27 protein-coding genes and 2 pseudogenes are annotated in these 24,178 nt (G+C 39.8%); 3 read left to right on the forward strand and 26 right to left on the reverse strand.

Going from position 1 to position 24,178, the window contains the following annotated elements; genetic code table 11:
* Positions 1-174: 174 nt before the first annotated feature.
* From ATB76_RS25085 to ATB76_RS25200, 22 genes and pseudogenes are all read right to left on the reverse strand, one after another.
* The gene (locus ATB76_RS25085; protein WP_061036271.1) at positions 175-681 is read right to left on the reverse strand and encodes an AAA family ATPase; all 507 of its coding nucleotides are present in this window, start codon (positions 679-681) and stop codon (positions 175-177) included.
* Positions 682-853: 172 nt separating this feature from the next.
* A complete protein-coding gene (locus ATB76_RS25090; RefSeq protein WP_061036272.1) occupies positions 854-2,125 on the reverse strand; it encodes a hypothetical protein in 1,272 nt (423 codons plus the stop codon).
* Between the two features lie 42 nt (positions 2,126-2,167).
* Positions 2,168-2,270, reverse strand: a pseudogene (locus ATB76_RS27615) (DUF3265 domain-containing protein).
* Between the two features lie 133 nt (positions 2,271-2,403).
* Positions 2,404-2,583: a hypothetical protein gene (locus tag ATB76_RS25095; protein ID WP_009696803.1), complete on the reverse strand. Its 180-nt coding sequence runs from the start codon at positions 2,581-2,583 to the stop codon at positions 2,404-2,406.
* 2 nt (positions 2,584-2,585) lie between these two features.
* Positions 2,586-3,104 carry a hypothetical protein gene (locus ATB76_RS25100; protein ID WP_009696804.1) on the reverse strand — a complete coding sequence of 173 codons (519 nt, stop codon included), beginning with the start codon at positions 3,102-3,104 and terminating at the stop codon, positions 2,586-2,588.
* Positions 3,105-3,372: 268 nt separating this feature from the next.
* Positions 3,373-3,618, reverse strand: a complete 246-nt coding sequence (locus ATB76_RS25105) for a hypothetical protein (RefSeq protein WP_004739430.1) — start codon at positions 3,616-3,618, stop codon at positions 3,373-3,375.
* Between the two features lie 479 nt (positions 3,619-4,097).
* A complete protein-coding gene (locus ATB76_RS25115; protein WP_061036274.1) occupies positions 4,098-4,892 on the reverse strand; it encodes a hypothetical protein in 795 nt (264 codons plus the stop codon).
* 1,214 nt (positions 4,893-6,106) lie between these two features.
* Complete coding sequence (locus ATB76_RS25125) at positions 6,107-6,595, reverse strand: ATP-binding protein (RefSeq protein ID WP_061036276.1); 489 nt, start codon at positions 6,593-6,595, stop codon at positions 6,107-6,109.
* Positions 6,596-6,731: 136 nt separating this feature from the next.
* Positions 6,732-7,220: a hypothetical protein gene (locus ATB76_RS25130; RefSeq protein WP_061036277.1), complete on the reverse strand. Its 489-nt coding sequence runs from the start codon at positions 7,218-7,220 to the stop codon at positions 6,732-6,734.
* A 27-nt stretch (positions 7,221-7,247) separates the two neighbouring features.
* A pseudogene (locus tag ATB76_RS27635) lies at positions 7,248-7,350 on the reverse strand (DUF3265 domain-containing protein).
* Positions 7,351-8,533: 1,183 nt separating this feature from the next.
* Positions 8,534-9,007, reverse strand: a complete 474-nt coding sequence (locus ATB76_RS25140) for an NUDIX hydrolase (protein ID WP_061036278.1) — start codon at positions 9,005-9,007, stop codon at positions 8,534-8,536.
* A gap of 155 nt (positions 9,008-9,162) precedes the next feature.
* Positions 9,163-9,390, reverse strand: a complete 228-nt coding sequence (locus ATB76_RS25145) for a hypothetical protein (RefSeq protein WP_061036279.1) — start codon at positions 9,388-9,390, stop codon at positions 9,163-9,165.
* Positions 9,391-9,665: 275 nt separating this feature from the next.
* Positions 9,666-10,724, reverse strand: a complete 1,059-nt coding sequence (locus tag ATB76_RS25150) for a hypothetical protein (protein ID WP_061036280.1) — start codon at positions 10,722-10,724, stop codon at positions 9,666-9,668.
* A gap of 767 nt (positions 10,725-11,491) precedes the next feature.
* Positions 11,492-11,737 (reverse strand): DUF2442 domain-containing protein, encoded by a 246-nt coding sequence (locus ATB76_RS25155; RefSeq protein WP_061036281.1) that lies wholly within the window; start codon positions 11,735-11,737, stop codon positions 11,492-11,494.
* The gene (locus ATB76_RS25160; RefSeq protein ID WP_025523864.1) at positions 11,715-12,035 is read right to left on the reverse strand and encodes a DUF4160 domain-containing protein; all 321 of its coding nucleotides are present in this window, start codon (positions 12,033-12,035) and stop codon (positions 11,715-11,717) included. The genes ATB76_RS25155 and ATB76_RS25160 overlap by 23 nt, the downstream gene beginning before the upstream one ends.
* Before the next feature lie 658 nt (positions 12,036-12,693).
* Positions 12,694-13,545 carry an IS3 family transposase gene (locus ATB76_RS28335; protein ID WP_061036283.1) on the reverse strand — a complete coding sequence of 284 codons (852 nt, stop codon included), beginning with the start codon at positions 13,543-13,545 and terminating at the stop codon, positions 12,694-12,696.
* Complete coding sequence (locus ATB76_RS25175; protein WP_004413754.1) at positions 13,542-13,850, reverse strand: transposase; 309 nt, start codon at positions 13,848-13,850, stop codon at positions 13,542-13,544. Before ATB76_RS25175 ends, ATB76_RS28335 begins: the two co-directional genes overlap by 4 nt.
* A 198-nt stretch (positions 13,851-14,048) precedes the next feature.
* A complete protein-coding gene (locus tag ATB76_RS25180) occupies positions 14,049-15,335 on the reverse strand; it encodes a hypothetical protein (RefSeq protein ID WP_061036284.1) in 1,287 nt (428 codons plus the stop codon).
* A 708-nt stretch (positions 15,336-16,043) separates the two neighbouring features.
* Positions 16,044-16,505, reverse strand: coding sequence for a GNAT family N-acetyltransferase (locus ATB76_RS25185; RefSeq protein ID WP_061036285.1), 462 nt, complete (start codon positions 16,503-16,505; stop codon positions 16,044-16,046).
* A 153-nt stretch (positions 16,506-16,658) separates the two neighbouring features.
* Positions 16,659-17,648, reverse strand: coding sequence for a hypothetical protein (locus ATB76_RS25190; RefSeq protein WP_061036286.1), 990 nt, complete (start codon positions 17,646-17,648; stop codon positions 16,659-16,661).
* 104 nt (positions 17,649-17,752) lie between these two features.
* On the reverse strand, positions 17,753-18,223 hold the full coding sequence (locus tag ATB76_RS25195) for a GNAT family N-acetyltransferase (RefSeq protein WP_061036287.1): 471 nt from the start codon (positions 18,221-18,223) through the stop codon (positions 17,753-17,755).
* Positions 18,224-18,365: 142 nt separating this feature from the next.
* Entirely contained in the window at positions 18,366-19,298 is a 933-nt protein-coding gene (locus ATB76_RS25200; RefSeq protein WP_061036288.1) for a DUF4365 domain-containing protein, read from the reverse strand.
* Positions 19,299-19,671: 373 nt separating this feature from the next.
* On the opposite strand from ATB76_RS25200, the gene ATB76_RS25205 reads away from it, so the two are divergent.
* From ATB76_RS25205 to ATB76_RS25215, 3 genes are read left to right on the forward strand one after another with little or no spacing between them, the layout of a single operon-like run.
* Positions 19,672-20,235 carry a hypothetical protein gene (locus tag ATB76_RS25205; RefSeq protein ID WP_061036289.1) on the forward strand — a complete coding sequence of 188 codons (564 nt, stop codon included), beginning with the start codon at positions 19,672-19,674 and terminating at the stop codon, positions 20,233-20,235.
* 54 nt (positions 20,236-20,289) lie between these two features.
* Positions 20,290-20,472: a hypothetical protein gene (locus ATB76_RS25210; protein WP_061036290.1), complete on the forward strand. Its 183-nt coding sequence runs from the start codon at positions 20,290-20,292 to the stop codon at positions 20,470-20,472.
* A gap of 10 nt (positions 20,473-20,482) precedes the next feature.
* Positions 20,483-20,671 carry a hypothetical protein gene (locus ATB76_RS25215; protein ID WP_061036291.1) on the forward strand — a complete coding sequence of 63 codons (189 nt, stop codon included), beginning with the start codon at positions 20,483-20,485 and terminating at the stop codon, positions 20,669-20,671.
* 155 nt (positions 20,672-20,826) lie between these two features.
* On the opposite strand, the gene ATB76_RS25220 is transcribed toward ATB76_RS25215, so the two are convergent.
* The 4 genes from ATB76_RS25220 to ATB76_RS25235 all read right to left on the reverse strand — a co-directional run bounded on the left by ATB76_RS25220 (position 20,827) and on the right by ATB76_RS25235 (position 23,720).
* Complete coding sequence (locus ATB76_RS25220) at positions 20,827-21,441, reverse strand: hypothetical protein (RefSeq protein ID WP_061036292.1); 615 nt, start codon at positions 21,439-21,441, stop codon at positions 20,827-20,829.
* 143 nt (positions 21,442-21,584) lie between these two features.
* Positions 21,585-22,073 carry a hypothetical protein gene (locus tag ATB76_RS25225; protein ID WP_061036293.1) on the reverse strand — a complete coding sequence of 163 codons (489 nt, stop codon included), beginning with the start codon at positions 22,071-22,073 and terminating at the stop codon, positions 21,585-21,587.
* Positions 22,074-22,255: 182 nt separating this feature from the next.
* The gene (locus ATB76_RS25230) at positions 22,256-22,711 is read right to left on the reverse strand and encodes a GNAT family N-acetyltransferase (protein ID WP_061036294.1); all 456 of its coding nucleotides are present in this window, start codon (positions 22,709-22,711) and stop codon (positions 22,256-22,258) included.
* 154 nt (positions 22,712-22,865) lie between these two features.
* A complete protein-coding gene (locus ATB76_RS25235; protein ID WP_061036295.1) occupies positions 22,866-23,720 on the reverse strand; it encodes a hypothetical protein in 855 nt (284 codons plus the stop codon).
* Positions 23,721-24,178: the final 458 nt, after the last annotated feature.

The raw sequence follows: 24,178 nt of genomic DNA on the forward strand, positions 1-24,178 counted from the left end.
CTTAAACTCAACCAAATCATTATTTGTAAAGTCTGCAAAAATCACTTTTTCTGACAATTTGACCTCCTGACACCTAACGCCGCATTAAGGTGTGAGCGACGCTTGGCTATACTTGAGCGAAGCGAAACCGCCAAGCGTTGCGAATCACTCTTAAATGCTTTGTTATATGCAATTTCACACGCCCAGCTTTTCAGATAGTTCTGCGAAAGCCATTTCAATACTTTTGCCTGCCGTGTCTATTTTGATTACATCGGCTTTCCAAGCTTCGTAATGGCGGTTCTGCACTTGTTTCCAGTCAGGTAACTTTAGATTTGTTACTTCACTTCTACGAGTGATAACCCTTTGTTCGTGTTCACTGCTATCTGAGCAACTAATTTCAATATTGATGAATTTAACCCCCACACTTTCTGCGACTTCCTGCCACTCACGTCGTGTAAGCTCGATAGGATTACAAGAGTCTGAGATACAGCTAATCCCAAGCTCTAAGTTGTCTCTGATTATACGGTAGCTTAAACGATACCCTTCACCTTCAACTTTGAAGTTACAAAGATCTCGAAGCCCTTGCTCTACTGTATCAATGCGAACATACGTAGCACCCGCTTTAGTCGCTAACAGCTTAGCAAGTGTCGATTTACCTGAAGCTGGGAGACCCGAAAATATGTATAAAATAGGATAATTCAATTGACCTCCATTCCTTGCATATAACGCCCTGTTAAGGGGTGAGCAACGCAATACCGAAGCTACTGCAAACCACTTTAATCACTTAAACCAACGCATAGTGGAAATGCCACGCGTTGAGAATCCCTCTTAAACAGTTTGTTATGTGAATATAGCGTACGTAACTAAGCATTGACTAAATTTCAACTTGTTCATCTAAACACATCAGATACGCTGTTAATAACCTTTTCGCGAGATCAAAAGAATCGCTATATATTTTGAACATTTCATCACGATCATTTTTCAAAGTACCAGCATGAACCAACTGAGACCTATAATCATAAAGCTTATAAAATAGCTTTGCGTCTTTGCCCCCAAGCAAATTTTTTACTAAAGTTTTACAGCTTTTGCTAATCGATTGAAACCTAATTGAATTCAAGGCATTAGCTAATGAAACCTTAGTTTCGTCGTCAATGTCAGAATTCTTATCCATAGCACTCATCAAGTAATCTAAAACCTGTAATTCTTGATCTGTTCTAGGCACTTTATCTGACAAAACTTCAATAACCGTCATTGAGAGTATAATCTTATTTATCAGAGAATCTTCAAAAATTGATGTAGTCAATATTGATGTAGCGATATCAACCTTTTTGAAGGCATGATCAGTAATATATGATTTCTTCAAGAAATCATAATTTTCAGAAAATACTTCTTCGAAGTCATCAGTTTTTGTAGGGGATTTTTCTTCAGTTGCTTTACTATCCAATGGAGCAGAATCTTCTTGATACAATTCAATACCAAATTTATCAGTAAAGTAGATTAATGGTCTTTCATAATACGTTTCATAAATATCTGTATTTTCTCTGAAAAATTTTTCTTCAAATACACCTTTTAATTTTTCAAGTATTGCTTCTGAAGCCAAGTTTTTCGGGTAAGCGATACCTATACCCATTTCTGCAAAAGATAAAATTAATGCTTGCTCAACCTTTTTTGACTCCGAAATAATTTCTCGATAGAGACAACTATCGGAGGTTGTTAAAACTAGAATATCGCTATCTTTAAATGATTGCTCGCGATCTGGCTTAATAGTATATTTGTTAAGAAAACATATCGAGTCTTGCTCTATACCAAGAGGTTTAGATACCTTAAATCTGATATAAAACTTCCACTTTGTTTCTGATGGATCAATGATTTCAAAGTCATTATCAACTGATTTTGTCATTCTAGTAGAGCACTCACCTTCAAATAGTTCTAAGAATATTTCAGATTCGTCTGGTTCAAGCCACTCTGAAAAATTCAAGACCTCACTTATAATATTGTTCATAGCATCATCAAAGGTTTTACCATCTACATTCACTTGCTCGATAGCTACCTCTGGAATAATTTCAACTATTTTAACAATATCATCCAATTCAATTGGTCGACGTACAGTAATACCAAACAATTCACCTAATAGGGTTTTTCTCATATTAATCTCTACATTATCTGGTTCAATTCACATAACGCCCTGTTAAGGTGTGAGCAACGCAATACCGATGCTCCCGCATACCACCTTAAACACTAAAACCAACGCATAGTAAAAATGCCACGCGTTGCGAATCACTCTTAAACAGTTTGTTATATGCAAATTTTTAGACTGGTAATTTGCATCGGTTCGCGGCTCGATAGAGTGCTATTGCTAGTTGGGAAGTCATTTTATTTGGGTCCACTTCCTTCACTTTTCTTTCCTTTGATTTTTTAATCTGCTCACTCTGTTTCTTGGTCATCTTTGCTCTCACATTCAGAACTAACATCATCCATTTTACCACCTGAAGCCAATGCCTCTGGCTCTACTTGATCACCTATGCTCTCAAGAAACCGTTCGCTAGCTTTTTGTTTGAGCGAACGTTTCTTAAGTTGTATTACATTATTTTTATCTTCATTCATGATCACAACCTCATATATAAGTAATCGCCCTTAACAACATATGTTAAACCAAAAGATTGATAGTACTTCTTAACATCATCATTTATTGGTTTCATTACCCGCACTTCTGTTGCACCCAGCAATTCTGCATATGTAATCATAGTAAAAAGTGTAGCGGGGAATACTCTTGCGCCAGATATATCTGGATTTGCCTCAATAAAATCTAACCTCATTGAGCTCCCATAATATGTTGGTCGACCTAATGATAAACTAAGAAGTTCACCTTTTGACCAAATTGCGAGTTCAAATCGTTTTGGGTATCTAAACTTAAAAGCTGCGTAACCCTCAATCCAATCCCAGTCAACTTTACGCTTTGTAGAGTTAGACCACCATCCAGCTAACTTTAGTGACTTTCCATCAATGCTCTTCAGCTCAATGTCTTTATATTCATTAGTTTTATTAAGTTTGATCTGAGCAGCTTTTATCGTATTCATTCTAACTTGCGAGTAACGCTGCTCAGCATCTAGGTGTGTGGATTTCATAACGCCTCCTTTATTGGAAACATTTTTAAATCCCGCGTATTACTAAAACAAACGATTATTAAATCATTGAGAGGCATACCCCACTGATAAAATTGATATTTTCACCTTTTGCATATAACGCCATGTTAAGGGGTGAGCGACGCAATACCGAAGCTTCTGCATACCACCTTAATCACTAAAACCAACGCATAGTGAAAATGCCACGCGTTGCGAATCCCTCTTAAACATTTTGTTATGTGCGTACCATCCAAGTACATGTTTACCTATGTCAGACCTGTCCGGACGCTCGTCTTTTTAAGTTATACCACTGGTAAATACCAAAAAAGACGCCACCGACTAGCCAAACAACCACATGTTTCAATACGTTCAAATTTAGAAAACCATCACCAAATTGATCGTAAATGACTCCAGTTGCAATAAACATGATTAAACTAAATGGTAAGCCGGTTTCAATTACAAACCGAACAAAACCCTTTCTCTTAGCTACTAGCCAAAATGTATCATCTATTGTCATTACGCTTCCTTGTCCGCTGAGATTAAACGATAGTCACAAAATGTGTTGGATAGAATCCATTCAGATGACTCACACTTACCTTGAATCTTGAAAGCACATAACGCCGCATTAAGGTGTGAGCGGCGCTTGGCTATACTTGAGCGAAGCGAAACTGCCAAGCGTTGCGAATCACTCTTAAATGCTTTGTTAGGCTTTTGGAGCACCAACTTTCCTCGAGGACATGTGTATACGAATTTTGTGAATCAATTCTGATATATCATCGTCTTCAGTAACTACGAACAACTTGACCCCGTGCCTTTTTGAAAGGCTAATTTTACGTTTATCACGCTCAACCGTTTTTCGGAAAGCTTCCTCCCCACCGAAGAATTCGACGGGCTCAAAGTGTTGTTTTCCATGATACTCGACTGCAACTTTCCAGTGAGGAAACCAAATATCATAATGTTGCCGACCAAGCCAAGTCGGCTGCCCATGCTGAATTACTAAGGAAGAACTGAATTCATGCTGTAATTTTTAAACAACTGTGTTTCTGATACCCAGCCCTCACCAATTTTTGGCACACCCATTTCTTCACGAGCTAAGTTTTCTGCGTCTTTTGAAAGCTGTTTAATGACAGAAAGCTTGTCATATGCTGAATAGAAAGCTTTTAGCTTGAATGATAAAGATGGCTTTTCCCACAACGGGGCACCACTAAAAAGTGTATGTTCGTAGCCACCACCTGAAGCACCCCAAGACTGAAATAACGCAAACCACCCACCATGTTTAGTACTATAGTCTTCGAAAACATCTTTAACCTTAGTTCGGTATAGAGCTTCATTGTTTTCAATGAACTTAGTTTTCCGACCTCCCGCCATTAGAAGCACATCAATGTGGTTAGGTTCCTCACCTAGAAAACTAGATATATTTAACCTGAGATTCGAATGGTGAGTACTTGTGCCAAATGCTTGCTTAGGCTCCGTGATATTCAAATACTCTTCGTAACGTTCCAACCCCAGCAAACAATCATGCGCCCAGAACAAACAATAATCTGACAACTTGCTTTCATGTTTGTATAACTCAGATAGGCGAGTCAGGAATTCCGATAATTGTTCAAAACCCTCGCTGTCCCACTTTCCTACTAAATTATAGAGATATACAAATACATATCCGATGTTGCCTTCGACATCTATGTAGTCACCAGCTGAAAGAGATATTTCAACCTTTCGATAGAAATCTCGTTGATCGCTATCCATATCTTCAATCGAAGGAAAGTAACCCTCAAATTTGGGAACACCCATATAACCTTCCTGAAAAGCCTAACGCCTTGTTAAGGTGTGAGGCGCGCAATGCCTAAATTCCTGCATGATACCTTTACCACTGAACGCAACGCATGGTGAAAATGCCATGCGTGCCGAATCACTCTTGAACAATTTGTTAAGTGTTTTTTACTTTGCCATTAGATCTTTGATTTGCTGAACATTTAGATTGTGCTTGTGAACACAATGATCACCTATACCCATCGCAAGCAGCCAGCAAAAAATAGGAACAATGATTGTCCCAGCAGTAAAGAAAGCAACAATGCATAGAACGAGAGCTCCGGCTATTGAAGAGTAAAACAGCCCCAATGGACCAAAGAAGAGCGTAAGTAGGAAAGATACTAACCTTGATTTTTCATTAAGATTCACTTTAAGCACCTAAATCAATTATATTTCGCCAACCAATAACCGGAGAAATAAAGCGGTTATCGGGTTAACTGAATTCTATACTGAAACCTCTCAAACAATGAAGATTTTTATGCATTTACACTCTTAATCATCACGACCATTTCGAGAAACGCTTAACGCCTTGCTAAGGTGTGAGTAACGCAATACAAAAGCTACCGCACAGCGCCTTAATCACATAAGCCACCGCAAAGCAAAAATGCCACGCGTTACGAATCACTCTTAAGCAATTTGTTAGTACATGCGCTACTTCTATTTATGCGCTCCAAGATATTGAAAAGTGGCATGATATGAAAGGCTTTGAACACTGAAGTGAGACGGGCAGCTACAAAACTTTACCGCCATTGAGAGACAAAAGTGAGCTAGAAGAAAAACACACTGAGCTGCTCTACTTTCACTGGCTTCAAATTAGAAAAGGATTCGTTCCTCGCACTTCGACAGCAACACCAAAGAAAGACAATTTTGATTTAGTAAAAACCACGAAAAAGAAGAAGCAATAAAGAAATAGGCTAAGAGTTAGAAACCGTAAACGGTGAAATCAAAGCGAACACTCCGCATATAGTGCCACCGGAAAGAACGTGAAAGGTACAAACTGAAAGGTGTAAAGACGAGCGCAAAAACAGATAAACACCAAAACTTATGACCTTTGATGTCAAACCAGTACTAACGCCGCGTTAAGGGGTGAACAACGCCACCACCTAGCCTAACCCATTGTGCCGTAAACACTAAAGCTGAATCAAACTGAAAATGCCAAGCGTTGAGAATCCCTCTTAAACGCTTTGTTATGCGTATTATCCCACACGTACCAGATTGAGATTTTCACTCGCTTTCGGAGCTTCAAAATACTGAGTGACATGATGAAATACTGCTTCTGTGTCAAACATCGCTCTTTCAGGTTGCTCAACTCGGCGCTTAGCAATTTGGGATAAACATTGCTCATCTGTTAGGTCTACATACCAAAGCTCATGCTCACTACCTACTTCAACGCACAGTGATACGAACCAAGCTCTTTGATTGACAGTATTAGCTGGAAAATCCATGACAACGTTAACCCCTACATTTAGCAAACTCTGCACATGGTTTTTAACGAAAGGCTTTATGAGATTAGAGTGTTTAATGTAGTCGTCAAACGTTTGAATTTGTGAAGGATAATGAGCTGACAACCAGTCGTCTTCTGAAATTAGGACTGCATTATTTTCGGCAGCCACAACCTTAGATTTCGTCGATTTCCCTGCTCCCATCTTGCCACAGAAGAAGAACAGCTTGCCCTGATTTTCCATGTTTCCTCCATTTACGCATAACGCCGCGTTAAGTGGTGAGCAACGCCAACCACCTGCCTAAACCATTGTGACATAAACACTTAAAATGAAGAAAGCCGAAAATGCCGAGCGTTGGGAATCCGTCTTAAACGCTTTGTTATGTTCGTTTTGGCAGGTCACTCCTTGCCGCCTCTACGAGCTTTGGTAAGTGCTCTTGAGCAATGTCACGAACCCTCACTGCATGCCGAAAAAGGTGATCTGACTGAGGGTTATCAAATGCTTCTTGAGCGGCTTCATGTGCATTGAAATTTTCTCTTTGTAAGGCGTTATTTACTGCGACCAGAAGAATATAAAACTCGTCGTTCATTACTAACCTACCTGATACCGCTAATTTTTGGATATCTCTGATAGACTCATCGAAATTAGAATCTGGGCGACTAGTATATTCACCACAATGCTCAGAACGAATTTGCTCAGCCCAATACGTAATGTCTTCCAAAGCGATAATAACTCTACTATAGAGTTCTCTCTTTTCATTCCAAATTTTTTCTTTCTTAGACCGCGACAAAGTGAAGTGAGCACCTAATGCTGCACCCAAAAAGCTACCAACGAGGGGTAGTGCCATTTTAAATACTTCGATGTCCATTTTGTCCTCTGAGAACATAACGCCCTGTTAAGGTGTGAGCAACGCAATACCAATGCCGCCGCATACCACCCTAAACACTAAAACCAACGCATAGTAAAAATGCCACGCGTTGCGAATCACTCTTAAACAGTTTGTTAAATTCGTTCTAACGTATACATGCCCAACTTTCTAATTTCTTGGAGTAGAGGCTTTACAGACTCTCGACACTCAAAGTAAAGAGAACATGTATCGTCATAGCCTTGTACGAAAACAGCCCGATATTCTGGAATTACGAGGTGCAAAGCATCAGCATCTGTAACCGAAAGCCTAGATAAACGGCGGACAAACAAAGAGCTGTTTCTTGGCTCCTTAAATATCAACCGACTAACAGTTCTATATTTGTACTGGTAACACGAAACGTCCTCCGCTAAAAGACGATGAAACAAATGCCAACGTAGGTCGATATCGGCTTGTTGGTCTAACGAACGATTAGTAAAATATTGCTCAAACTCTTCTCGTGTTAACCAATGTTCGAACACTGTGATTGCAACACATTGCCAATCCTCAATGCTCTCATTCGTTTTATTGTCTAGGGCGGAATAAAGTGACTTTAGGCTACCCTGCAACTCTTTTGATACATTTCGAAATGCTCTCATAAACCCTCAAGAATTTAACGCCTTGCTAAGGTGTGAGTAACGCAATACAAAAGCTACCGCACAGCGCCTTAATCACATAAGCCACCGCAAAGCAAAAATGCCACGCGTTACGAATCACTCTTAAGCAATTTGTTAGTACATGCGCTACTTCTATTTATGCGCTCCAAGATATTGAAAAGTGGCATGATATGAAAGGCTTTGAACACTGAAGTGAGACGGGCAGCTACAAAACTTTACCGCCATTGAGAGACAAAAGTGAGCTAGAAGAAAAACACACTGAGCTGCTCTACTTTCACTGGCTTCAAATTAGAAAAGGATTCTTTCCTCGTACTTCAACAGCCACACCAAAAGTGATCAAGGTTATCTCAAAAGCCACCACGAAAATGAAGAAGCGCCAAAGAGATAGGCTAAGAGTTAGAAACCGTAAACGGTGAAATCAAAGCGAACACTCCGCATATAGTGCCACCGGAAAGAACGTGAAAGGTACAAACTGAAAGGTGTAAAGACGAGCGCCAAAACAGATAAACACCAAAACTTATGACCTTTGATGTCAAACCAGTACTAACGCCTTGTTAAGGTGTGAGGCACGCATACCCAAGCCTTCGCATACCACCTAAACCACTAAAACTAACGCATAGTAAAAATGCCACGCGTGCCGAATCACTCTTGAACAATTTGTTAAGCTGCGTTGTTGACTTTGATGTACTTTGTCTCTGACGGTATATCTAGCAGACCGGTTTGTAAAAAGTCCGGTTTCAATACGACTTCCGGCAATTTACTCAGTGGGTACCATTTGAACTCAAGATCGACTTCAGACTCGATACCACGGAAAACCTCGTCCATTGGAAACTGCTCGGGTTTATCCAGCTCGACGAAAAAGTAATTCGAGACCTCGTGATACTTTTTTCCTGCGTATTCAAAGAAGTTCTCAACGTACCAAATATGACGCTTTACAACTGAGGTTGCCCCTAACTCTTCGAACAGCTCTCTATTCAGAGTCGTATCAGAGTTTTCAAAAAACTCAACTCGCCCACCCGGTAGCGCCCAAAAAGAGTCATTAATATTTCGATGAAGCAACACATGTTCATCATGAATTATTACGGCAACGCTTCGGAAGTTAAAACGAGCATTCCCTTGATCAAATCTCAACATATTACCTCCAAGCAGCTTAACGCCCTGTTAAGGTGTGAGCAACGCAATACCAATGCTCCCGCATATCACCTTAAACACAAAACGCAACGCATAGCAAAAATGCCAAGCGTTGCGAATCGCTCTTAAACAGATTGTTATGTCTCTATGCCAAAAAATCAGCTTTCGCTTTTTTCTCGGGCTTTCAATTTACCCGTTTCAATAGCCTCGCTGACTTTAGCTATGCCATTGAAAACACCATCACCTACTTTATGAGTACCTGATTCAGCCGTTTTCTTAACTGATTTCCCAACTTTCTTTGCAGACTCACCAACAGGCTTCGCATAAACACTAGTTAAAAAGATATAAATACCAATGATTGCGATTGGTAGAAGAAGAACTTCCATAAGACTTTGACTCAATAAAACTTACAAACAGCCACTAGTTCTAGCTTAAACTTCAAGTAGAACCTAACCTAGAAAGTATGAAGACCGTATCGAAAAAATAGATACTCAAGTGTCACTACTTTCATAACGGCAGAATATATTCCACCTGTTATTGTAAGTAAATGAGTTAAAGCTCGGAGAAGAGACATAACGCCGCATTAAGGTGTGAGCGGCACTTGGCTATAATTGAGCGAAGCGAAACTGCCAAGCGTTGCGAATCACTCTTAAATGCTTTGTTATGCCCGCACTTCTAACGCGTTCTCATAGTATATGATCATACCATCACGAAACGATTGAAAGTCTTTCACAGACGAAATGCGTCGTCCGTGCTCTGATGCAACTTGATCAAACGTAGCAGTAAATGATGGGATTAATGAAGGTGACAAGTCCTGCGTTAAACTAACGACTGCGCCCTCTTTTTGTATCTTAATTGCTGTTTTTAAAACTTCCTGTAATGGCTTGTCATTACTAGCATAGATAAACTCTTGGTCATGTGGTTTACTCACCCAGTTTTCAAAGAATTTGTCTAACAAGAACAAATCCCAAGTCATATTGACTAAGTTCCTTTTGTTTTTTTCAGCAGAGTATTTTGGTGCGTATTTCATTAGCTTTGGTATGGGCTGCTTACCAAACATCTTAATAGCTAGACAAGTCGCTACTAATGAAAACAAGAACTCTTCATGACACCAACGCCAAAATGCCTCCAACTTATCTTCATTCGATAACCTGTCCTCAAAGAAGTACAACTCCGTTAGCTTCATCACGAGAACATAAAGAGTGTCCCATTTTTTTAATCTGCGAAACTCTGTAAGTTTCGTTTTCAACTGAGAACGGTCTATATACGCAGGCTCAGGAAGTTCAATTGAGTCGGTAAAACCTAAAGCAAATTCTGCTAAAGCTTCCATTTCTGCGTTGTCAATTTGACGAAATAGAGTTAAATCATCAATTAATTCATCTGGGCATTGATTTCTGTAGTTCAGTTTTTCATAGATTGCGATTGTTGGATCAAATTTAACGTTTGTAAACTTGGCAAAAACCACTAAAGCTATAGCACTTCTATGTAAGGAATTTTTCTTCTCTTTCTTGAACGCATTCAATATGTATTGATATATATTGAGATCCAAATGAATTGTGTACTTTATCCCACTAGTGTCTGCGTTATACAAGTATGCAGATGGGTTAAAAATATCCGCATCGTCACTTAAAGGAAACGAATGAACAAGCCAGTTTCCCTCCAACAGAAGAGCAATTACTTGTTCAGCATAATCAGGAAATTTATAAACTACGTATTCCACTTTTGCTTATTTCTCCTCTTAGGGCATAACGCCCTGCTAAGGGGTGAGCAACGCAATACCGAAGCCGCCGCATACCACCTTAATCACTAAATTCAACGCATAGTAAAAATGCCACGCGTTGCGAATCCCTCTTGAGCAGTTTGTTAGTTTGCAAACCCAACGCGTTGATTTTACGTTATTTTAAACTTTGCAAACAATAAGCTTTAAGTGTTTCGATGCACTTAAGCCAGGCGTAGTCTCAAAGCGGCTACTCGATGAAACCACGTGGAACAAGCAACGCCGCAGAAAACGAACTTACAACACCAAAAAGCGCTTTTGGAAAACCAATCTCACAATGAGGACTTTCAACAAAGTCACTGAAACCACTTGAATTTTCCATACCAGAGAAAGCGTCATTTCAGCGAGTAGATCGGCTTTTTCACCAACAAACTCAACGAGCAGAGTTTCAGCAAAAAAAAGTACAGCTTGGTTAACCCATAACTCGCCGCACCAAAGAACAAATCAACCATTGAAACGATGCCAATTTTGGATTTTCACCACGCAAGTTAACACTGAAATTGAACACTGATATGGCTATTTAGACTTTCAGCTTTTACCACTAGATCTTGCGATATAGCTGCGTTTTTCCTCTTGCAAACTAACGCCCTGTTAAGGTGTGAGCAACGCAATACTGGAGCCGCCGCATGCCATCTTAAACGCTAAACGCAACGCATAGCAAAAATGCCAAGCGTTGCGAATCACTCTTAAACAGTTTGTTAGAAGCACTATTACAATTTGTTTTGGTATAGATCACCGATAGGAAAAATCATTGTGTAATCACCCCAGTTTAGATTCCCATCAAGTAGGTCAAACTTCAAAAAGTGAGAAACGTCTTTATACACATCATAGTCTGGGTGACCATTACCAAAAATAAATGGTGCGAAGTCCACGATTGAAATATGACTATCACTAAACTCGATTTCTAATATGTGACCAGTAAGATGCGTTGCTCTAACCACCGATAACTCTGACATTTTTAACCTTCTTCGTAATTATCATTGGACTTACATGTTTCTTCTTTACAAAGTAGTCTACCCACTTATCCACTATATCTTCCGCATAACAGTGAACAAAGTCTTGAAACTCTCGCTTCTTCTTAGACTCTAACCCAGTCCCCTTATCTTTGACTACAACTCTTGTTATACGTCCATTCTTTAGGTGAATTTCCGCCTTAGATTCTTTACCTTGAAACTTACCATGTATGTGAATCGGCTCATGCTCATTGCTGTAAAAAAATAGAACTATCCCTAAGTACTCATAAATTTTTGGCATATACACCTCCTTAACATAGATGCGCATCATTGTGCATATATACCAATTAAGAGTTTGATTAAAGAATGAACGTTTGAATTCTTAGAGCTGTGCCAGTGCTTATAACGCCTTGTTAAGGGGTGAGCAACGCAATACCGAAGCCACCGCATACCACCTTAATCACTAAATTCAACGCATAGTGAAAATGCCACGCGTTGCGAATCCCTCTTGAACAATTTGTTATGTGAACATGCAAAGTCAGTATCCAATATCTAGAATCAGAAGCAACGTTAATAAAAAAGGAGGCCAGTACCATGTGCTCGCTTTCCATTGACGAACTATCAAAGTTTGGTACAGCAAAGCGACACTAAATACTAGTTCCAGAAAAAGCTGGAAAGGAAAGATTAACAATGAGTAAACCATTCCATACCCAGGAGCTTGACCTGCTTCGCTAGGATTACTCATTACACCGTCGATCAAGTGCTCGAAATATAAGTAAATGAAATGGTTCAGTGTTAGTGCAACTAAAACAAACCTCACAGTGCTCACGCTCCAAGTTTATGATTTGAAATAGTATTTGTTCCAGATCAGAAACTGTCGAGCATTATATTTTCATAAACTCGACATCAATCTCAGTTTTGTTCACTGGTGTACCCCACAAAAAGTAGACAGTACATAACTACATACTTTCGTACTCAACTGGGCTGACATGCCCCAACGCTGAGTGTCTTCTTCTGCGATTGTAAAATACCTCGATGTATTCGAAGATGCCCATTCGGGCTTCTTCGACTGTTTGATAGTCTTCTGCGTATATCAGTTCGACTTTCAGTCGACTGTAGAACGACTCCATCACCGCATTATCCCAACAGTTACCCTGCCGACTCATACTCGGTACACCTCCATGCTTGCGCATGAAGTCTTGATATTTATATGCTCTGTATTGTACACCACGGTCCGAGTGGATAATGACGCCCTTAGGCGGCTTACGTGACTCAAACGCCATTTTTAGGGCATTGGTGATGAGCTCAACGGTCATTGTTGTCCCTAGTGACCAACCTACGATGCGCCTTGAATGCAGGTCCATCACTGTCGCCAAGAAGAGCCAACGGCTCTTCACCCAGATATACGTGATGTCCGTGACCCATTTCTGATTCGGTGCCTCAGATACAAAGTCTCTACGCAGTAAATTGTCAGCAACATTCGTCATCGCAGCCACATCCTTGCTGTATTTAAAGCCCCTGCCATTACGTGCCCTAATACCTTTTTCTTTCATGATATCAGCCACATAGTTCACGCAGCAGGCATAGCCTGCTTCGTTTAGCTCTTCGGCTATTCGCACTGAACCGTAACGTGCCCGATATTGGGCAAAGGTATACATGACGAGCTGTTCAAAGCGCTCTCGCCGCTTTGAACGCTCACTCGGCGTATGATGACACCACTTGTAGTATCCACCTCGACTCACCTCTAACGTACGACACATTAAGCTAATCGAGTACTCGCCGGTATAGCTTTCAATGAACTCGTACTTCACTCTTGCTGCTTCGCGAAGTACGCCGAGACCTTTTTTAGGAATTCCATTTCATCTTTGAGTCGCTTGTTCTCGCGCCTTAGCGCTCGAAGTTCTTCGGACTCTTTCTTCGAATAATCGACACCATCTAAAGTGTTAAACTGTTTATCAGATAGGCGTGTGAACTGGCGCTTCCAGTTCCGGATCTGCTGGGCACTGATGCCCAACTCCTTGGCAACGGAGACGGCCGTTCGGCCAGGAAGACTGGCCAAGCGAACAGCTTCTTTACGGAACTCTTCGGTGTACGCTGGATTACGATGTTTAGCCATAAATCACCTCTCAATTAGACCCTAGATCTAACTTAATAAAGTGTCTACTAAACGTGGGGTACTCTGGTACATAACGCCCTGTTAAGGTGTGAGCAACGCAATACCGAAGTTCCCGCATACCACCTTAGACACTAAACACAACGCATAGCAAAAATGCCAAGCGTTGCGAATCACTCTTAAACAGATTGTTAGCCAGCATTACCACGTTGGTATTTGAGGGTTCTTGCCTCTGGCAGCAGAAACAACATTAACTACATTCGTATACTTGGAAATATATTCAGGCTTTCTCAGTAAGTCGGTCGCGTAATCCTTCATTTCACTTTTAGAGTTAAAGGTTTCGATAGCAATCAAATCTATTACATCTTTGATGTAACTAAAGATTGTTTCACAAGCTTCATCGGGGTCTACATCAAATTGATAAAAATCTTTCCCTTCGTGTACCAGCTTATTTCGCACATCGGTATACAGCATGTCGTACATTTCTAGTTTTTTCTCGAAAACTTCAGGACAACCTTGAGACAATAGAGCAGCGATGTACGTTCTATGTTTCCACCCAGACCACTCCGGATCTGTTAGGCCATCCAGTGTAAACACCAAGTTTAAAAACTGCGACTCAGTCCCAATTGAATAAAACGACTGACGGCATGACCTCAAGACAGATACAACCGAATTAGCAATTTCATTGTTGATATCTTCACTATAGATAAAAGAAAGGTAATTAATCGCCGGAGCATAAAAACCATCAACTTGCGGACCTAACCAATTATTGCTAACCGAGATAGGCCTTGAGATACCAGATAACTTAAAAGGCTTCAGGTGTGTCTGGCCCAGTGGAATAATGTTAACCGAGAAAAAACCATCGCTCATTTGCCCTGCTGGATTTGGGGTAAACTCCCTAACCTTGAATGAACTATGAGAATACCTAACAAGATCTAACGCATGCTCTGCAATAGATAAGCACTTGTTAATAACATAATCATTATGATCAAACGTTTTATTTAATCGCAGTAAATCCTTGTAGTTTAACTCTTCTTCAAACTGGACATACTCACAATCAAAGTCTGCAAATCGCTCATATGGTTCAGGATCTAATTCCCTACGGCAAAAGAACTCATACTTACCAAGAGTAATTGTTTTTTGAATATAAATTTTTTCTAGTGGAACAATCACTATGCATTTAATTGTTCTATCATCACTTTCAAGTTCTGCAAGTTCAGTGTTCGAATCTAGTGAATTTGCCCTTTCTATTTCAATCCAATTAAAAGAAAGCCTAAAATCATCAAACATTTCCTCGCTTGTCTTAGTGCCATCGTAGAAATTAAACGTAACACCGTCACCTTCGGGAAAAGCACTAGCCCAGTACCCCATATCTCTTAACTTATTTATTGATAACGAAATTTCCTGACTTTTGTCTGAAAAAGCTTCTTTATTCCAGAGTAAATTTCCTGAGTAGTTATCTCTTGGAGGTAAAAACCTAGCTTTCACTAATGTTTCCTTTAATTGATGGCTAACGCCTTGCTAAGGTGTGAGTAACGCAATACAAAAGCTACCGCACCGCGCCTTAATCACATAAGCCGCCGAAAAGTAAAAATGCCACGCGTTACGAATCACTCTTAAGCAATTTGTTAGTACATGCGCTACTTCTATTTGTGCACTCCAAGATATTGAAAACCGGCATGATATGAAAGGCTTTGAACACTGAAGTGAGACGGGCAGCTACAAAACTTTATCCCGATTGAAAGACGAAAGTTGGCTAGAAGAAAAACGCACTAAACTGCCCTGCTTTTACTGACTTCGAATTAGAAAAGGATTCGTTCCTCGCACTTCGACGGCAACACCAAAGAAAGACAATTCTGACTTAGTAAAAACCACAAAAGAGAAGAAGCACCAAAGAAATAGGCTAAGAGTTAGAAACCGTAAACGGTGAAATCAAAGCAAACACTCCGCATATAGTGCCACCGGAAAGAACGTGAAAGGCAAAAACTGAAAGGTGTAAAGATGAGCGCTAAAACAGATAAACACCAAAACTTATGACCTTTGATGTCAAACCCGTACTAACGCCCAATTAAGGTGTGAGGCACGCCATACCGATGCTCCCGCATGCCACCTTAATCACTAAAACCACCGCATAGCAAAAATGCCACGCGTGCCGAATCGCTCTTAAATTGTTTGTTATGTTTTGTGTTCATCGAGCTAATCAAACTTTTTGAATAGATTATGCCCTGTGATCCCGTACCCAAGACGAGTGTACAGCTTTAAAGCACCATTATTGCCATTTGCAACATGGAGCTTCAACCTTGTAATACCACTTTGTTTGAGGCGGGATTCAAGGTTTTTTATTACTAATTCGCCATAACCTGAGTTGCGATACTTTTGCTCTATGAAGAAGTCACAAATAAAAGCGGTTGAGTCTTCTACACTCTCTATGTACCAAAGATGACCTATAGATAACTCCCCCAATTTAATCGAACAGACATAGTTACCGTCAGTATCAAGCTTATTGGGTAGTCTCATCTCGAAGTCTAGGGAAGCAAACTCAAAAGATTTCCTTTCAGAGTAGCCATAATTGGAGCTGATAGAACCAGCGTATTCTCGTATAAAGTTTTCACGAAAGAGGTCAAAACAACCAGGTTCCATTTCAAATAGACTTATCACTTTACCCTCCTAAATCCTTGGAGTTGATTAAAAACATAACGCCCTGTTAAGGTGTGAGCAACGCAATACTGAAGTCGCCGCATACCACCTTAAACACTAAACGCAACGCATAGCAAAAATGCCAAGCGTTGCGAATCACTCTTAAACAGATTGTTATGAAGCGCTTGCAGGTAAGCCGATGATTTGCTTTTGTACACCTATTCCATGCCAATTATTGAGCATTAGAGCTTGAATGCTACTGATTACAAGAGAGATACCAAAGCTCACCAGTTCGAAGGTTTTGTCATTGGAGTCTTGATCCATTATATGGGACACACAATAACCACCATGAACGAAGGAACTGCGCAGATTATTTAATTCGCGAAGCTTATTTTTCAATCTCTTCTGCTGACGAACTTCGACTGAAAGCAAGAAGTTAACTTGTTCACTAATATCACTAAACCCCCTACCAGCATTTGTCCCATATATAGCTTCTAAAGCATGGAATATCCATGGAACTGAGCTGATATCGTAATCATCCATACGAATTACGTGAAGCAATGAAAATATAGCCTTTTCAACAGGTGTAGTGGCAACAACTTTTGTACAAATATTTAAGGACTTAAACCAGTCTAGGCTTTTGCCTAAATCATTGTAAACAGCGTATGGAACACGCTTCGATTCTATGTTCTCTATTGCGTTACCAAAAGAGTAGTTTGATATTTTAATTGGTGTGTGTTCATCGTCACCTTCCAATTTAGCATTGTAGAAGTCGACCAATCCTGGAGCAGCCAGGTTACAAACTACAAACAAATCTAGTAAGTACCGATGAAGATAAGTCCGCATCTTATGCTCATCGACGTCGGTACTGGTCGTAGCGCTTATTGATATCGCTATTTCTTCACAAGGGCTCATTCGCTTGTAAAGCGTGCCCTCAATTTCAGTATAAAAAGGACCGCTGACATCTGCACTGAGCTTCAAAATGTTTAGGAAAGGATGCCAGTCCATTTGGATATGAAAATCAATCCCATCCCAAACAAAAGAGTCATTAGAAAATACATCCACAACCTGCTGGGCTGATTCTAGATCCGAAGACGGAGTCACACCTTCGACTTCAAAATGCCGAGGATTCCAATTAATCAACAACTTATATTTATGGTCCATAATTTCCCTAGCTTCATAACGCCGCATTAAGGTGTGAGCGGCGCTTGGCTATACTTGAGCGAAGCGAAACCGCCAAGCGTTGCGAATCACTCTTAAATGCTTTGTTATGCGATTTTTCCACACATTATGTATTGAGGACCAGCTGGACCACCTAGATAGAGTTTAGAGTCGCTTTCAAAGCCACCCTTTTCATAGCACAGTTTCGCACCGGGATTCTTGCAGTTAACTGTCAGGAAAACCCAATTAAACATCGAGTAATGCGCCTCTAAATAGAGAAACAGCGCTTTCACCGCTTTCGTTCCAAACCCTTTACCTTGACTGTTGATATCGACAGCAAAAGCTCTTAAGCCTAGCCCGTCTTTTGGACAAAACTCATAATCATTAGAGTAAGCGACATCTAGTTTAAAGAAACCAATTACAGCGCCATTATTTTTAATAACATGCAAATGAACTGTTTCACTCCCACTAGCTAAAAATTCGTCCGCTGTTCCAGCAAACTTGACCTGTTCAGCTGCTAAACGTACATGCTTAACTTCGTCAATATTTGATTCATTGACCTTTTCTATTTCTAACATCGTGTTTCCATACTATTAAATCGCATAACGCCTTGTTAAGGTGTGAGGCACGCAATACCGGAGCCTTTGCATACCGCCTTAACCACGAAAACCAACGCATAGCAAAAATGCCACGCGTGCCGAATCACTCTTGAACAATTTGTTAGGCGCAATACCCTTCCCAAAGATCATTCCTAGGGTGCTCGCCAATAAATTCTATAGCTTGAATAGCAATCCAAATACTTTCTTTGCGTATCTGGCTGTTAGCAATAGCCTTCTCTAATCTCTTCACAACATTAGGGACATAAGAGAGCATATAACAAAGGTGTTCCGCTACCGGATCAGCATTGTCTTCCATAACCCTAGCCATTGCGCTAATGATTTTAGTTAATTGCACATCATTTACCTTTGCCATACGGGTTATTGCATAAACATATCGAGGATCGTGTTTGTCACTTGGGAAATGCCATGACAGTCGATAGCCTGCGTCTGCTACAGTCCACTCATCATGTATTAAAGACAAAAAGGTATCGAAAAGTTCTTCCCAAGCTAACTTGCTATGTTCGTTAATTTCTTTTCTTGAGCTAGTATTGTCTTGCTGAGCTACTACAGCAGACATAGAATTTACAAACTTCCTACTTATTCTCGTCGATTCTGCACTAGATATTAACTGAGATAGCGTCTCGGTGTTTAGCTCATCACTCTCCAACGTTAGAGGTATCGACCACGGTCCATTTTCAGTCAACGCCTTATCAGCATAATCGCTCAAGTTGGTCCAGACAGCTTTATTTGACTCAGGATCATATACCACACCGACGACTGGCAACGTACAGCGAAACCAATATTCAAAGTGTGCTTTATCACTTCTAAATACATATTTCCCTACACCAGCTCGCTTAAAACTTTGACCAGACTTAATTTGAACTCCAATAAACGCCCCTGTGGCAATATTTTCCACTTGCGGCTCGATCAAACCATCAATACCGACGTCAAATAGCTCAATTGGTCGAAAAATAACTTTTTCCCTCCCACAGATAAGCTTCATAAACGAAACGCCTAACTCCCCTGTATGGGACTCTGAACTCACTGTTGTCATGATCGATTACTCCAAGATGAACACTGCGCCTAACGCCCTGTTAAGGTGTGAGCAACGCAATACCGAAGCCGCCGCATACCACCTTAATCACTGAAATCAACGCATAGTAAAAATGCCACGCGTTGCGAATCACTCTTAAACAGTTTGTTATGTTGCTCGGATTCGAGTAGCTTCCCTCATAGCATCATACCCAAAAATCACAGGTCTCCACGCCTCTTAACTCTCACCTTAACGGCAATCAAAACAAACTTTAAGCTAGATTTACACGCTCGTTAGATCCACCTTAGAACCGGCTTAAATCAAATTTATATTGAAATAAAGCAAGCATAGCGTTAAGGTGTGAATCAGATAGTGGCATCGAGGTCGATTCAAAATGGAAGACGATAAATTTCAAGTAGGTAGAACCATCAAAGTTACTTTTGATAAAGAGCAAGCCAATAAGCTGAATGAAGCGATTGGCATTATTGGTGTTGATGAAGAATATCAATCTGAAATAATCTCCAAATTACAATATGTAGCTCGAGATAGAGCAGTCAGATTTTCTGGAGAAGATACCGGGTTCAATGTTTCAATTCACGCTAACAAAATCAAGAGTGAAACTAACCGCAGTCGTATAAAACAAAATGTTTTAGATAGCTATAGTGATGCTTTTAACTCTGCAGGTTTTGAAAGTCATGTCGACATAGCACAAAAAAGTGTCTTAGTTTTTGTCCCGCCAGTACTAGATAAAAATAGAAATTCATTTAGCTTAGATGATATTAATAATCAAGCTGATGTAATTTCTGAAATTCGCAGGAAGCAGGACGAAATAATAAATATTAAAAAGATAAACTCTACCTTAGATGCGATAAAAGAAATTCAAGAAAACTCAACTATAAACAAGAATATTAAGGAGATTGCGATAAAAAAAGCAACAGAGATCCTCAACAATCAATAAATATTAATTCAAACAAGCCAAGTTATTTTAATTAAGTATTAGGATGTAAAATACATGAGCCATACTGTCAATTTCGACCAACGAATACGCTTTAATCAAGAAGAAGCAGATATAATTAATGATGCTTTTGAAGCGATCGCTGAATGTGGAGGCACTCCGCCATCACCCAATGCATTTGCTAAACGAGCTGCGGTTAGCAAAATGAATAAGATACTCAAAGACAACAAGAAAAAATAAGGTTCTCTTTATGAAAAAACCATTTAAGAAAGTCGTTGCAGATAAAGATTACAAACTGACACTCGGAAGAAGACAGGCAGAAAAGATGACAGAAGTTACTAACTTAGTTAATGAAACTCCTGAAACTTTCATAAAAAATGCAACTATCCAACGCGCAAAAAATATCATAACTGTAACAGCGAGCGAAGACAATAAATAGTGAGCTAACCCAGACCCCAATGTCTGGGTTGCAACATAACGCCGCGTTAAGTAGTGAGCAACGCCACCACCCTACCTAAAACCTTGCCACCTTAAACACTAAAGCTGACCCAAACTGAAAATGCCGAGCGTTGGGAATCTGTCTTAAACGCTTTGTTAAACAGCATTTAAATATGATTCCATCTTACTTATATCTAAAGACAACTTCTTTGCAGCCAACGTATCCATTAAAAAGTCATCTACACTTTTTTCAATCGTTTGATAGCGACTTTTCTTTGTTGATAAAGATAGACTTAATTGATACAACGCTCCTAAACCCGAAAATAATGTATGAACATCACTTGTAGTGATATTTAAGTGTTCTTCTTGTGCTTGCGCATGAATTTTATCAATTTGACGATCAATACCCTCAATTAGTGATATTAAGTTTCTAACGCCTATCCTTTGCTGTTTCGTCAAATCTACGAAACACTTATCAACCGCACTTCTTAAGATGATCAGATTGAATTCATTAGGAAGAAAATAGTTCTGAATATATTTAGTATCATTTCTTTGCTCATATAGTGCCACCTGAGCGTAAACTTTATAGACCAAATCCAGATTTTTCGAACATTCATCAGCTATATCTTGAATCTCGATATAGAGCATGTCCAGATACAAATTAGACTCTTTCTTTCTCTTAATATCTTCAATTGTTCCTGTAGCCGCTACAGTTGCTACAACACCAAGTATTGATGCAAATGCACCAACTAAAACCGAACCTATATCCACAGAGCCTACCTATGCTGTTTAACGCCCAATTAAGGTGTGAGCCACGCTGCCACCGCACTCAATTTGGACACCGTAAACACTAAACTAAACCCAAACCAAAAATGCCAAGCGTGGGGAATCACGCTTAAATTGTTTGTTATATTTCAGTCGTCATAAACCGAAAGATTACCTGTTCGCCAAACATCACCATCCCATGAAAGCACGTCATCTAAGTCCTTGAGCAGAGAGTGCTGACGATAACGAGGCTCATCATTTTTCTTATACCATTGATTAACAAGTGTTATTGGCTTTGGTAAAGACAGCTTCTTTCTATCGTTCAACGTTGGTTGCCAGAAGTAGATTATTATAGACTCTGCCATTTCCATAAAGTAACGACTTGCATCATCAGGGTATGTTACTTCACCTAACCAGAACTCTTGTTCACGGGTGATATCATGGATTTTATGATGCGATTTAAACCTTGTAGCGTAGCTACCTTCAGTAATACCACAATACTGAATTATAGATTCTCGTTCATACTTCAATTTGCCTGTTGCTAAATAAAGACCATTTTCTAACTCAGGCTCTTCAATGATGTCATCGTAATTGTATGGACCTCTCCACTTTACAATGATTGTAGTATGCTCACTCATATTCAACAGTCTCCAGAAAATCGTTATGGTATCACATACTGCCAATAAGAAATATAACGCCAAATTAAGGTGTGAACAACGCTGACACCTTAGCTAAAGCATTGTGCCATAAACACTAAACTGACTTGAAGTGAGAGCGGCGAACGTTGTGAATCACTCTTAAATTTCTTGTTAGCAGCAACTTACAACGCGAGTTTAAACCCTTCATGTGTTGCTTTGAATCCAAGCTTTTCATAGAACCTGATTGCATCAGGGCGCTGCTTATCACTTGTTAACTGAACGATTGTACAGCCTTTGTTTTTTGCCTGTTCAATAGCATATTCGAACATTTTCTCTCCGCAACCTTGCCCACGATATTCACTATGAATTCGGACACCTTCGATAAGACAACGCCAACTACCGATATGCGTTAGGTAAGGAATAAAAGTAATTTGAAGCATCCCGACTAAAGAGTTTTCCAGCTCAACAACAAGTAATTCGTTATTTGGATCTCGTGTAATCGCTTCGAACGCTTCAAGATACGCACTATTCAACGGAATAGACGCATCTTCTCTTTTGCTACCAAGTGGATCATTCGAAAGCAAAGCAACAAGACTTTCCAAATCTTCAAAATCAGCTGAACGATATTTTAATTCCATCTATAGTTCCTTATTACTTCTAGCTGCTAACGCCCTGTTAAGGTGTGAGCAACTCAATACCGAAGCTCCCGCATACCACCTTAAACACTAAATACAACGCATAGTAAAAATGCCACGCGTTGCGAATCACTCTTAAACAGATTGTTAAGCATCTTTATTGGAGATCTATGTAAATACGAACAATATCGCCCTTATATTTTTCCCCTAGCACCCGATACCCACCGTCACCATATACTGTTTTAATGCAGAATCCGGCTCCCAAGGCACCATTTTCAAATGGTAGTACACCAAAACCTAGCTTAGAGCTTGTAGCATACGCTGAACCAGCAAATGAATATGATAGTTCTCTCTCTTCTTCCATTAGAACTAGCGTCTTTTCATTTATCAACTGATTCACTTTTTTCTCATATGGTAAAAGTATCTCATCGTAACGCTGAAAATCCTTACGAAACTGATAAACATCTCCAGACTTTAGGTCCTTATATTTATCAAGAGGCTCGTAAGGAATATTTTTCCACTCACTCGAAACATAACATGGGTCAGTGAGCATTAGTGACCCAGAGTCAACAAACACTTCGCCAAGTTCAACTAATTCAATGTCGGACTCAGGAATAATGACTTCATCATCTAACTCTGAATCGTAATATGTTAATGCTCTACCAAAGTATTTAGCTTTTTCTAGTTCACTATGTAACATGTCGAGTTGCCGATTTTTCCCTTCGATTTCTTTGGCATTAAACTCGGCATCTTCATTTAGTCGAGCTAACTCCTTTTCACGAATTTCAATACGGTTGGACAAAACACTTTCAATAAACTCTGGAGATTTCTTCTCCAATTCATTGGCTTTATCTTTCCAAAACGTCATACTTTTTTCAGATACTTTTACTTGCTCATCTTTTAACTTTGCTTCTGACTTCAGGTTTCGTATGTATGCAAAATAGAGCCAACCTAAAACGGTCAAGACAATTCCATTAGCTCCAAGTTGTAAGTAGTCAATAATTTCTTTCACCAAACCTCCTGTGATGCTTAACGCCGCGTTAAGTAGTGAGCAACGCTACCACCCAACCTAAACCTTACCACCTTAAACACTAAAGCTGATTCAAACCAAAAATGCCGAGCGTTGGGAATCTGTCTTAAACGCTTTGTTAGTTTGCCTACATGATGCAGCCAAAGTTTAGCACCAAGATGCTGAATTGGTTACAAAACTACTGGCTTTGAACAACAATGTAAAACTGAAAACTACAGAACTCAAACCCAACCAGCATAACGGGCTTGGCTAAGAAGCGACATACGATAAACAACCACAGTTTGAAGCTTCTTAGCTGACAAACGATTCATTCGATGAACCTGACAACCAAGTGCGACGAAGCCACTATTTTACGGATTAAGTACCAAGAAAAAGAAGCTGAGCGAGATGCACTAAGCAACCAAAGTTACTGATGCAGAGAGATGCATAACACTGAACCT

The organism is Vibrio sp. MOR3 (genome assembly GCF_001557775.1).
Lineage (GTDB): Bacteria > Pseudomonadota > Gammaproteobacteria > Enterobacterales > Vibrionaceae > Vibrio > Vibrio jasicida.

Excerpts from the sequence above, each read along its gene's own strand:
- ATB76_RS25200 (WP_061036288.1), bottom strand. The coding sequence starts at position 19,298 with ATGACAACAGTGAGTTCAGAGTCCCATACAGGGGAGTTAGGCGTTTCG.
- ATB76_RS25125 (WP_061036276.1), bottom strand. The coding sequence starts at position 6,595 with ATGGAAAATCAGGGCAAGCTGTTCTTCTTCTGTGGCAAGATGGGAGCA.
- ATB76_RS25090 (WP_061036272.1), bottom strand. The coding sequence starts at position 2,125 with ATGAGAAAAACCCTATTAGGTGAATTGTTTGGTATTACTGTACGTCGA.
- ATB76_RS25190 (WP_061036286.1), bottom strand. The coding sequence starts at position 17,648 with ATGGACCATAAATATAAGTTGTTGATTAATTGGAATCCTCGGCATTTT.
- ATB76_RS25225 (WP_061036293.1), bottom strand. The coding sequence starts at position 22,073 with ATGAGTGAGCATACTACAATCATTGTAAAGTGGAGAGGTCCATACAAT.
- ATB76_RS25100 (WP_009696804.1), bottom strand. The coding sequence starts at position 3,104 with ATGAAATCCACACACCTAGATGCTGAGCAGCGTTACTCGCAAGTTAGA.
- ATB76_RS25095 (WP_009696803.1), bottom strand. The coding sequence starts at position 2,583 with ATGAATGAAGATAAAAATAATGTAATACAACTTAAGAAACGTTCGCTC.
- ATB76_RS25105 (WP_004739430.1), bottom strand. The coding sequence starts at position 3,618 with ATGACAATAGATGATACATTTTGGCTAGTAGCTAAGAGAAAGGGTTTT.
- ATB76_RS25175 (WP_004413754.1), bottom strand. The coding sequence starts at position 13,850 with ATGGCTAAACATCGTAATCCAGCGTACACCGAAGAGTTCCGTAAAGAA.
- ATB76_RS25210 (WP_061036290.1), top strand. The coding sequence starts at position 20,290 with ATGAGCCATACTGTCAATTTCGACCAACGAATACGCTTTAATCAAGAA.
- ATB76_RS25205 (WP_061036289.1), top strand. The coding sequence starts at position 19,672 with ATGGAAGACGATAAATTTCAAGTAGGTAGAACCATCAAAGTTACTTTT.
- ATB76_RS25230 (WP_061036294.1), bottom strand. The coding sequence starts at position 22,711 with ATGGAATTAAAATATCGTTCAGCTGATTTTGAAGATTTGGAAAGTCTT.
- ATB76_RS25115 (WP_061036274.1), bottom strand. The coding sequence starts at position 4,892 with ATGGGTGTTCCCAAATTTGAGGGTTACTTTCCTTCGATTGAAGATATG.
- ATB76_RS25130 (WP_061036277.1), bottom strand. The coding sequence starts at position 7,220 with ATGGACATCGAAGTATTTAAAATGGCACTACCCCTCGTTGGTAGCTTT.
- ATB76_RS25195 (WP_061036287.1), bottom strand. The coding sequence starts at position 18,223 with ATGTTAGAAATAGAAAAGGTCAATGAATCAAATATTGACGAAGTTAAG.
- ATB76_RS25140 (WP_061036278.1), bottom strand. The coding sequence starts at position 9,007 with ATGTTGAGATTTGATCAAGGGAATGCTCGTTTTAACTTCCGAAGCGTT.
- ATB76_RS25215 (WP_061036291.1), top strand. The coding sequence starts at position 20,483 with ATGAAAAAACCATTTAAGAAAGTCGTTGCAGATAAAGATTACAAACTG.
- ATB76_RS25145 (WP_061036279.1), bottom strand. The coding sequence starts at position 9,390 with ATGGAAGTTCTTCTTCTACCAATCGCAATCATTGGTATTTATATCTTT.
- ATB76_RS25155 (WP_061036281.1), bottom strand. The coding sequence starts at position 11,737 with ATGTCAGAGTTATCGGTGGTTAGAGCAACGCATCTTACTGGTCACATA.
- ATB76_RS25160 (WP_025523864.1), bottom strand. The coding sequence starts at position 12,035 with ATGCCAAAAATTTATGAGTACTTAGGGATAGTTCTATTTTTTTACAGC.